Source organism: Exiguobacterium sp. FSL W8-0210, from assembly GCF_038006045.1.
GTDB lineage: Bacteria > Bacillota > Bacilli > Exiguobacteriales > Exiguobacteriaceae > Exiguobacterium_A.
In genome coordinates this window covers 34317-44532 of record NZ_JBBOUK010000004.1, presented here as the reverse complement: position 1 = coordinate 44532, position 10216 = coordinate 34317, and the positions used below count along the sequence as shown (strand labels likewise).

The following is a 10216-nucleotide window of genomic DNA, read 5'->3' as shown; positions in this document are numbered from 1 at the left end:
ATGCGGACACTCGCTGCCTACGACGTGTCAAGGGAGCTCTTGAGGAAACTTTTATTCTCCGATCTTCAGAGAATAATACAAAGTTTTCGTCCCTTGATGAGGAGTCCAGGTCTAGGGGCTGGAGGATCCTGAGAAGCGAAGCGGAGGCTCAGGTCCTCCATCTCCAGCCCTGGTCAGTGAAGTGTACGCTCCGAGGTGCAAATCGGAAAAATGCTCTCGTCCGGCGTTGGCCGGACTTCCTTTTTTAGCACTAGCGTTAACGCTAGTGCTAGCATAATGCTTTTGATTTTGACCTACGCTCCGTGGCAGCCGTTAAACGATGGACAGGAACGTACGGATCCTAGCGCCTTGGCGCTTAGGAAACGTCGTTATCGGCCGGAGTAGGCTGTCAGCGGTAGTTAGGTCCTGTCAGCATGTATATGCGCTACAGGACCTTCTATGAGCCCAAATGTTTAAATATTTGTAACCAATAAATGTTACTATTTAAAGTATGAACATTTAGGAGGAATACCAGTTGAAAAAGAAATTTCAGGTATTTATATCATCTACTTATACAGATTTGATTGAAGAACGACAACGAGCGGTAACGGCTGTTTTAGATTCAAACCATATACCTGCTGGAATGGAGCTTTTCAAAGCAAATAATCAGGATCAGATGAAAGTAATTAGACAGTGGATTGATGAGTCAGATGTATTTATGCTTATTCTCGGAGGACGCTATGGTTCTCTAGATCCAGCTACTCAAAAAAGCTACACTCATCTTGAATACGAATATGCATTAGAGAAAAATATGCCGATTTTCACACTAATTTTAACTGAACAAATGATTAAAGATAAATATACAAATTCAAATCGGTCTTTTGATGATTTTCGCGAAATTAAAAGCCCTAAAAAACTGGCTTCTTTTATTGAACAAACTAAAACTGGTAGTGTTGTAAAGTATTTAGAGAATATTTTTCAAATTGACTCAGCTGTTATGGGTTCATTGAGATTTTTTGAGGATGACGCAAACATCGAAGGATGGGTCAGAAGCAATGACTCTTCTGCTGATAATCAATTATTCATACAACAAATTGAAGAACTAAAGTCTGAAATATCGCTTTTGAAAAGTGAGAACAGAATTTTAACCGAGCAAAACGATTTTAGTCGTCGTTCGTCTGGTCATGCTAGCGAATCAACATTAAAATTCTCACAATTGATGGATGTCGCTGCATTATCTATGGTTTCTGCCAAAGAATTAGCACCATATACAGGGATAAATGCTCATTTTACTGATATGTTATCAGTCCTTAAAATCAACCAAGTTCAGAAAGAAATTGCTTCAGATATTACTAATCATGAATCTCCAAATGATGTATTAAGATATTACATTTCGCAAAATTTGATAGGGTTCTTAAGTTCCAACCATTTAGTCAATCCATTTATGACGAGAAACTCTAACGACTCAGTTGCAGTTACATATCGACTGACTGGAGAGGGATTAAAATTCTTCATGGCTATTAATCAGGAAAAAGACAAACTTTAAAAATAGTATTAGTTTTAAAGTTTGTCTTCTCTGCTTACTAATTAGATTTAAATTTTAAAAGTTTTTTCAATTTTTCATAGAAAATACAATCAGAGTCATTTTCAATATCAATATTTTTTCGAAGCCATTCTTTCTTACCTGATTCAGAATAATAATCTTTTTCCCAAGTCTCTGAATGAACAAAAATAATACCATCACAAATTTCTAATAAAGGTGTCCATTGAAATCTCTCCCAACAAAGTTCAGTTACAAACTGAAGAAAATCTTCTTCAGTTTGTAACTGAACTACTTCTTCTTTTCCGTCGTTATATCTTATTTCTAGTAGGTTCATTATAGATTCTCCTTAGAACTGATTTACTAGCAATTAAGCTAGTAAATTAGTTCTTCCTTTCTCCTCTTTTGTCCAGATATTAATAAGGAGTTCTTGAACATTATCAATTGCTACTGATTCATATTGATGTGTTGTTACTCGCTCAAGTTCCCAATTAAAAATGTCATCAATGACATTCACTTTACTATCTGATTCAAGAATAAAATCTGTCACATGAAACAGATAATCATTACCTAAAAAATTCACTGAGATTTTTTTTCCTTTTCTATCGATATGATAACCAGTTCCTCCATATTCATAGATGAGCTTTTGCGAAATTTCACTTCTTAGATGTTCAAACGACGAATACATACGATTCACTCCTTTTGTAAATTCGAGGACCATCTCCCCTGTTCGAAGTCTGTTGAGTGAACGTGATGATTTTTTGGCAAGGAAAAGTGCAAAAAAAAATACGCTTTAGCGTAACTGATTGGAATATTTATTAGGTTCAGTGAGACTCCGGGGATCAGAGGAGTCAAAAATCTAGCGTAGCTATCAGAATTTTTGACGACGCATGAGGTCGAGGAGTTTCCTGGTTCTTATAAATCATGGAATGAAGGGTTTATTTTTCACCCTTGCCAAAAAATAATAGTGAACTAACGTGACAAGAACAGGGGTCCTATGCTTTTGTTTTTTTTACATCATCCAGGAAAATGAATAGCCTAAAATAAAACGCACGCTCGATGCGTGCGAAAAAATTAATTCAATAGTAATACGTAGTATTACTTCCTTTCGAAAAAAAGAGAAATGTAGCAATAGCTACTTTCTCCTTTCTTCTTTTAGATTATTTGACTGTTGCTCCAGTACGGAGGATTGTGTCCAATTCCCTTGTTATATTAAGTGCTAAATCCTTATCGAAGATCTCAATTGCATCGATTGTTGCTAAAAGACTTACAAACGTTTCTCTTAACTTTTCGTGTTGATTATTTTTCTGCTGCAGCTGAAAAATTTCACTATACCAAAGTGCTTCATTTTTAATTTCCTTTTGAGTCAACACTGGTTGAAGACGATGATCACTTTTAGTTTTTAAATGAGCATCGTTCTTTAAACCAAATGCATTTCTAAGGACACCTAATTGTACAGAAACGCTTATCCGACGTTCTCTACTATTATTCGTTTCTGTACATAATTTGTTTATGATGTTCATCAAAGTTGTATTATTCATGTTCAGTCTCCTGTTCACTTAAAGTCACCATATATGGATCCTCTGGATCTTCAATCTCTATCATTGCGTCACACTCTGATAAGTGCTTTAGAACCGGATATATATCAGGATTCACCTTATTTAGATTGCCTATTGTCGAGCTATGCGATTCTAGAATATCCGTGAAATGCTCTAATTCGTTATGAGTATCATAGAAACGCATTATAGTTGGTCCTGGACTGCTTACATTACAGTTTGCTTCAGCTGCTAACTCTTCTTTAATGATCTCTTGAAGCCCTTGCAAAATCTGTAGTTTACTTGAGTTTGAATGAATATAAGTTTGAAGTTTGCTCATTTCAATATCTATATCTAGCCCTACAAAGACCTTAAAATTAATTGAATCACTCATATAATGACCTCCTTAAAATTAGCATTAATGCTAGTGCTATTGCTAGCATTAATGCTTTTATAAAAATTATATACTTTCTAAAAACATCTCGAGATGTTCGGTAATTTCGTTTAGCGAAGAAGAGCAGTACACGTCTTTACTTAGCTTTTCTAAGTCGCGATAATCTACTGTAACATTGGACCACTTCTCAATCAGAACATCTTCTTTTTTAATTTCTAAATTTACTGGATCCATCTGATCGTTAATACCATAGCTCTCCAAAGCATTGAAAAATAATTCTTTTTGATGTGGTAACGTGAAATATTGTTTTCTTTGAATCGACTTACTGTTTTTTTTAGTGTTCATTCCCACGGTAACAGTCGCATGCATCATTTTAGTTTCCTCCAATTAGATAAGTGATTTTAGTACGGTGTAAGTGTCATTAAATCAAATACAGACTTAAGATCATCTAAAAGATCTTCAGGATCTATTCCCTTTAACTTTTGATCTAATAAGGTGGACCAATCTCCTTCTAAATAACTTACTATTAGTCTTCTTTCAAATGTCTCTTCTTCTTCGTCGTACTGATAATCTAATGTAGAAGCCGTCTCATTTTTAACGTTAGAGTACATTAGTTTTATACTTCCACACTCCTTACTTCTGTCTACTTCTCGAACATGAATCTGAGATAAATTTTCGTAAGTAAACGTCATGTTGTAAATTTCTTCGATTTCATCTTGTAAGTCTTTTGATAGCTTTTTAAGGTTCATGCTTTTCCTCTTTTCGTTTTTGATGTTTTCGAACTTGGTTTTTTCCGTCTTTGTCTCCTCGGGGCGCTAAAAGCCTCAATAAGGCTTATTTTTGCCGATTTGACACCGAATGCGGACACTCGCTGCCTACGACGTGTCAAGGGAGCTCTTGAGGAAACTTTTATTCTCCGATCTTCAGAGAATAATACAAAGTTTTCGTCCCTTGATGAGGAGTCCAGGTCTAGGGGCTGGAGGATCCCGAGAAGCGAAGCGGAGGCTCGGGTCCTCCATCTCCAGCCCTGGTCAGTGAAGTGTACGCTCCGAGGGGCAAATCGGAAAAATGCTCTCGTCCGGCGTTGGCCGGACTTCCTTTTTTAATGCTAGCGTTAACGCTAGTGCTATCATAATGCTTTTGATTTTGACCTACGCTCCGTGGCAGCCGTTAAACGATGGACAGGAACGTACGGATCCTAGCGCCTTGGCGCTTAGGAAACGTCGTTATCGGCCGGAGTAGGCTGTCAGCGGTAGTTAGGTCCTGTCAGCATGTATATGCGCTACAGGACCTTCTATGAGCCCTAATCATTCATAATCTAATGGTATACTTATTGTATGGAGGTGTATTCTTAATAATGCTTTTAAACCCTAAATCTAGTTACATTACAGCCTATTATGATTGTGAAGCCCATCTACAATTTTTAAAAAGGTTTATAGAGTACGCAAAAATTAATGATCCCATGATTAACTTTCCTATTCTGAGAGATTTAGCACTTACTGTTTATCAAATTGATACTGACTTTAAGTTTAAAACTAAGGATATGGACGTTATTCATAAATTACGTCATAAAATCAAGCTTGATAATAAAGCTAAAAACCAAAAAATATTTAAGGCCGTTCTAAAAAGACATACTGATGAATTTGGAACTAATACCAAAAATATAGGTGTGTATTTCAACCAATACGATGAACTCATAGGTAGTACCATGTATGAGATGTATCTTGTTGAGTGTATAGAGGCAAAAGTAATACGAGAGGACAAAACGCCACCTGCAGCTTATTATTTAGCAACCAGGCTTGCTAAATTACTTCCTGAACTCTCTAATAAGTTAAAAACTCATGTTCCACATGAATTTATACTCAATTTAAAAGAAGAGAAATACGTTCCTACCAAATCAGAAATCCTTCGAGATATGTATTACAAAGATACAAACCACTCGAACATTTTTATTTCAGAGGATCCTGCATATAACACTTTTATCTTTCGTCTATTACTCATACAACATGAATTGACCGTTTTAAAATGGTTTGTACAAGACTATTTTCCAAACATCAATAATCCTAATCTATTAGATCATTATTATCACCAGAGAATTATAACTATAAGATTTGACAGTATACTTAGCTCCTTGGGAACCGTTAAAGTACATTTACCAGAACGATTCAAAGATCTTAATAACAAAAGTAAATCAGACTTAAACTATATTCTTGAGAAATACGGATCTGATTCCAATATAAAATTAAAAGAGTATCGAAACACTCTCCATTACAACTTAAATGGTCCTAACTTTACAGACTTGTTTTTCACAAACAGTGAAAGCATATTAGACGACCAAATACTTTTACAGGATATGAATCATCTAACAGAGGCTATTGATTCATTTGTTGATACTGAAGAAATCAAAAATGAAATCGACTGGCAAAAGATACTGGGATCAATGATAAAACACTTCAGTAAACCATCTTAATCCTTCTTAATCCTTACAATATTTCAATCACCATACTCGTTGAAAAACACCTATTTATTCGTCCAACCACCATAGTCCAGGTCCTGGCAAACAACCACTTGTATAAATCAAGGTCAAAACAGACAGGCGGGATACGGTACCTAAGTGTTTTGGCAATTGACACATTAATTTTGAAGAATATTCTTTTGTCTTTTCTAATGCACATAATGCATTATACGTACCTCTAAGTAATTGAATCTTCTGCTTCTGTTTGGAGATCTCCAGCATGAAGTCCTGGGTCCGATAAATAACGAATCCAGCATATCTACCTTTCATTACATTACCTTTTAAATCTCTTTTTTTACGGATAATGAATTTAGATTTAGAGACTTTCTTAAAAGCACGAGTCAAACTTTTGACTTGTGCTTTTTCATGATTCATTTCTTCTGCAAGTTGTGAGGCACTAATCGACAGACTGCCCCCCTCCCCAACGGGCAACCTTTTTTCAAGGTGATCAATAGTGCGTTCTACAAGCTCTTCTATTTTTTCATAGGCACGTTCTTCTTTAGACTTTTTGTGCTTATAGTAACCACGTAACTGTGGACGCACGCCACAAATCATTTCAACCACATCTGGTCTTACAAAGTAATCTTTCTTATATGCACTTTTTACGGCTTTCTCAAGTCGTCTGTTACCCATAGGATAGGTAGCTTTTACATTTCGCTCTTTCAGCATTATAAGAGTATCCTCGAGCTCATATCCGTCTCTCTTAGCCATGACACTTAATTCAAAAGCTGCCATGTTTCGAGTTCCTTTTTCGTCCATATTCCAAAGAGCACGTCCTGCCTTGCTAGTTAACCATGATCCATTGACTGATGCATTACCACGCTTTAGACCTAATTCTTGAAACCACTCAGTAGCTTCGCTTTTAGACCAAACGTTTTCCTTTTCAAAGTACATAATTGTTTCTTCTCTTGGAAAGCGAGCCCATCCAAAAAGTGAGTTGTTCAAGTCAATTTGTAAGCCTTGTTCATACAAAGAAGAACGTAATGCTTCTCCAATAGCTTTTGCGTATTGAACAGCAGCAGCTGAACCGTACCACGCTTCATTATCTGCGAACACAACAAAAAATTGTACTCCCTTTGGAGTTTTTAAAATCAATGCCGGTTTACACGGGATTCCTGCTACTTCGAAAGCAAACAGGATTTGTTGTACTGATGTTTTTTGATCGATATCAAAACAATATGTTCTAACCCGTCTTAAGTTTTCATCAGCAATGTCAGATGGCTTTACGGCCTTATAATATGTATTTGGAGTAAAATGGGTTACTCCAGTATGACTATTGTTATGGTAATGCAAAACACCCTGTATACTTCGAGCAATATCTTGACCTCCTAAAGAGAGGTCAAAAATACTTTCTTTACTATAAGCAACCCGGATACTTCCTTGAGTCTTCAACTCGAAATCACACTTTTGTTTGATTGATCTCGGTACATTATTGGCATAGTTGTCATATAATCCAATTCCACGACCGAAAATAGTCTCTAAAACTTTTTGTTCTAAATACGAATGCTGTCTTACAGGACTTTTAGAAAGACTCGAGTTCATCAGACTTCTCCTCCAACTAGTAAGAAGAGCACACAAAAAGGGTATGCTGTTCCCGTTGATTTTTAGTAAAAGCAACAGAGAACATGCACACCCGTATATTGGAGGTCACGCTTTTTATACTTATAACCTTGTCAGACATGTTTAAGCATGCTAATATGAGGTCATAAGTATGTTAATTAGAACAGCAAATTCATCTCCCGTCCGGCCAAAGACAATTGAGTGGGTATGCATGTTCTCTGAGGACTTGAATCTATGATTCAGGTCCTTTTCCTTTATTCGATTTTAGTTTTTATATATTATCAAGCGTTTCATTTTTAATTTTCTTTGTAAAAAATATTCCATAATTACTCGCATTACATTAACAATACTCGGAAAAGCTATATAGGACAAGGTTATTTTTCGCTAGTTTTTTTAGTTGTGTATTCTACTTCTGATTCATGCCCTGGATAAACTAATTCTTCTTTGCCAGTCGGATACATAGTTTGACCCCCTTCTAATTCATATACTTCCATAACTTCATTAACAATTTCTTTTGATTCATTCCATCCTACAAGATCAACAGAGCGTTCAATTGCTTTATGCATTAGTAATTTCACCTCTCTAATTTTACTCATAGTGTCTTCTTCGGTGTATTTAACGTACTGCCTAAATACATCACATAAAATTTTAATTCGATTCTTTGATTCATCATTCCCAAACAATCGAATGGATTGTTCTCCAATATATTCATCAGTATCTATGTCTAAAACAAGCTGTAATTGATGCTTTTCATCTGACCAATGGTTGTATAACTCGTATTCTCTTAAGCTTTCTAACGGCTTATAAAGACCTTCATCTATAAACCGTATGATCTCGTCTTTTCTACGTACAAAGGTTCCATTAGAATTTACCGTTGTAGTTTGTTTTTTTATGGCAACATCCAGTAACTCCAATATGTCTTTCGGTACATAATACATACGTTTTTTTAATTCTTTTTGCCCTTTAGGTTCTAAGACTGTAAGAAGATATTCGATGATTGTAGATCTATTAGCATTCAAACCCATCTGTTTTAAGCTGTCACAAAGATCATCAATTTCTTTACTCTGAAATTCAGTTAAAGTTAACAACTTAATTTCTTTTTCTACGTCGTTTTTGTCACTCATTTTATTGTCACGAATGTATTTGATTAATTCAGCTTTATCTAATCCTTTATCCAACACTTCTCGAAGTTGCTTACTACCTTGTCGTCCAAACTTTTTCGCCTGGAAAGCTCTATTAACAGATTTTGATACATAAAAATTATAGCGTTTCATACAATCACCTCTCTTACTATGATTAATTATATCACAAATACCTACAAAATAAACAACGAAAAATAAAATCCTTTACTATTAGCAATAGCATTAGTGCTAGCTTTCTTTTAAAATAAAAAAGGAAGAAAGGATATAACCCTTTCTTCCTTTCATCCATATGTTCTGATCAAAAACAGTATATTTGCTGCTGCAGTATGCAATGCAAATTCACAGTGTCTTATATGCGTTTCTTTGATTTTTGATCCTTGACCATGACCTGTATGACTGTTCCTAAGGTTTGATAACACCTGAAGGGTGTCTTTTAAGCTTTTAAAAGCTAACGATTCAAAACCTTCGAGATCACTATTCTTGCTTATAGTATGAATTAACACAGAAGCTGTCGCTTTTTCTAACGTAGGTACTGATTGACGAGGATTTGGATTTACTAGTTGCCAGTTATTTTTTTCGATAATTATCTTCATGGTACTTTCAAAAGCATTACTTGCGTTGTGAATAGATCCTTTGAAATCGTTCTCTTTGAATTTGTCAAATGCTTGTAACATTTCGCTATTTGCTCCATCGTAGATAGGTTCTGATAATAAATAAAGAGCTGGCCGGACTACACCTTTATGGACGACCTCATTTCCTTTATGAATAATATTATTATTTATTAATTCGTAACCTATACCATTAGTTCTGATTAATTCATTAATCATTTGATCTACTATTTTAGAGGATTGATCTACATATAACTCATTAACCCAATAAGATATCAATTCGATTAAATCTAAAATCAATAAATAATCAGTAGCGTCAGCATAGATGAGTAGAGTATAAAATTCTAATTCGTCGTCAGATAAATAAGAGTATAGGTAACTAAACTCATTGTCGATAGTTATTCTCTCAAGAGTCGTTTTAGGAAGTAAATTATGATAAGACAGGACTCCACGTCTTTGCTTTATATTGCGCATTGCGTTGTAAAAGACAGTATCGCGATCTGGATATCCCGCTTTACTTTCTAAATCGTTTAAGAGAGTATTCATTTGATGAAAGATTTGTACTCTTACTTTTTCTGATATTTCATCATACTTTAATACATCGTGTGCTGTGGGGAAATTTCTTTCTGAATATAATTCTTTACCTGTTAAACCTTTATAACTCATAAATAACCCTCTCTTTTAAATAATTCTCTTAAGGCGAGGTTTACAGTAGCAGACTTTACTCCTCGTTGTCCTCTTTGTTGAAGACTATTTAAAACCTTCGATAAGTCTTCTTCTATATAAAATCCTGTGTACACTGTATTACTTCTTTTTGCGTGCAAAATTTCTTTAAGAGCACTATTATTTACATTTTCACTATTGTTATTGCTAGTGTTATCAAATGGATCATTAGCAACTTCATTAAAACCCTTTAGCTTTCTTTCTTTATTACTCATTTCAT

12 protein-coding genes are annotated in these 10216 nt (G+C 35.1%); 2 read left to right on the top strand and 10 right to left on the bottom strand.

Going from position 1 to position 10216, the window contains the following annotated elements:
- The first annotated feature begins 514 nt into the window (after positions 1 to 514).
- Positions 515 to 1525 (top strand): DUF4062 domain-containing protein, encoded by a 1011-nt coding sequence (locus tag MKY22_RS17275; RefSeq protein WP_341090762.1) that lies wholly within the window; start codon positions 515 to 517, stop codon positions 1523 to 1525.
- A 37-nt stretch (positions 1526 to 1562) separates the two neighbouring features.
- Here the strand turns inward: MKY22_RS17275 and MKY22_RS17270 are convergent, their stop codons facing one another.
- The 6 genes from MKY22_RS17270 to MKY22_RS17245 form a co-directional block, all read right to left on the bottom strand.
- Positions 1563 to 1856 carry a hypothetical protein gene (locus MKY22_RS17270; protein WP_341090760.1) on the bottom strand — a complete coding sequence of 98 codons (294 nt, stop codon included), beginning with the start codon at positions 1854 to 1856 and terminating at the stop codon, positions 1563 to 1565.
- A gap of 33 nt (positions 1857 to 1889) precedes the next feature.
- A complete protein-coding gene (locus tag MKY22_RS17265) occupies positions 1890 to 2207 on the bottom strand; it encodes a hypothetical protein (protein WP_341090757.1) in 318 nt (105 codons plus the stop codon).
- Between the two features lie 472 nt (positions 2208 to 2679).
- On the bottom strand, positions 2680 to 3060 hold the full coding sequence (locus MKY22_RS17260) for a hypothetical protein (protein WP_341090755.1): 381 nt from the start codon (positions 3058 to 3060) through the stop codon (positions 2680 to 2682).
- Positions 3053 to 3448, bottom strand: coding sequence for a hypothetical protein (locus MKY22_RS17255; protein ID WP_341090753.1), 396 nt, complete (start codon positions 3446 to 3448; stop codon positions 3053 to 3055). Before MKY22_RS17255 ends, MKY22_RS17260 begins: the two co-directional genes overlap by 8 nt.
- Before the next feature lie 66 nt (positions 3449 to 3514).
- Positions 3515 to 3820, bottom strand: coding sequence for a hypothetical protein (locus tag MKY22_RS17250; RefSeq protein WP_341090751.1), 306 nt, complete (start codon positions 3818 to 3820; stop codon positions 3515 to 3517).
- A gap of 29 nt (positions 3821 to 3849) precedes the next feature.
- Positions 3850 to 4197: a hypothetical protein gene (locus MKY22_RS17245; protein ID WP_341090749.1), complete on the bottom strand. Its 348-nt coding sequence runs from the start codon at positions 4195 to 4197 to the stop codon at positions 3850 to 3852.
- Between the two features lie 572 nt (positions 4198 to 4769).
- Here MKY22_RS17245 and MKY22_RS17240 point away from each other — a divergent pair.
- On the top strand, positions 4770 to 5918 hold the full coding sequence (locus MKY22_RS17240) for a hypothetical protein (RefSeq protein WP_341090748.1): 1149 nt from the start codon (positions 4770 to 4772) through the stop codon (positions 5916 to 5918).
- Between the two features lie 54 nt (positions 5919 to 5972).
- Here the strand turns inward: MKY22_RS17240 and MKY22_RS17235 are convergent, their stop codons facing one another.
- From MKY22_RS17235 to MKY22_RS17220, 4 genes are all read right to left on the bottom strand, one after another.
- Positions 5973 to 7505 (bottom strand): primase C-terminal domain-containing protein, encoded by a 1533-nt coding sequence (locus MKY22_RS17235; protein ID WP_341090746.1) that lies wholly within the window; start codon positions 7503 to 7505, stop codon positions 5973 to 5975.
- Positions 7506 to 7897: 392 nt separating this feature from the next.
- Complete coding sequence (locus MKY22_RS17230; protein WP_341090744.1) at positions 7898 to 8797, bottom strand: hypothetical protein; 900 nt, start codon at positions 8795 to 8797, stop codon at positions 7898 to 7900.
- Positions 8798 to 8946: 149 nt separating this feature from the next.
- Positions 8947 to 9939: a DUF7014 domain-containing protein gene (locus MKY22_RS17225; protein WP_341090742.1), complete on the bottom strand. Its 993-nt coding sequence runs from the start codon at positions 9937 to 9939 to the stop codon at positions 8947 to 8949.
- Positions 9936 to 10211, bottom strand: a complete 276-nt coding sequence (locus MKY22_RS17220) for a hypothetical protein (protein WP_341090740.1) — start codon at positions 10209 to 10211, stop codon at positions 9936 to 9938. The genes MKY22_RS17225 and MKY22_RS17220 overlap by 4 nt, the downstream gene beginning before the upstream one ends.
- Positions 10212 to 10216 lie beyond the last annotated feature (5 nt).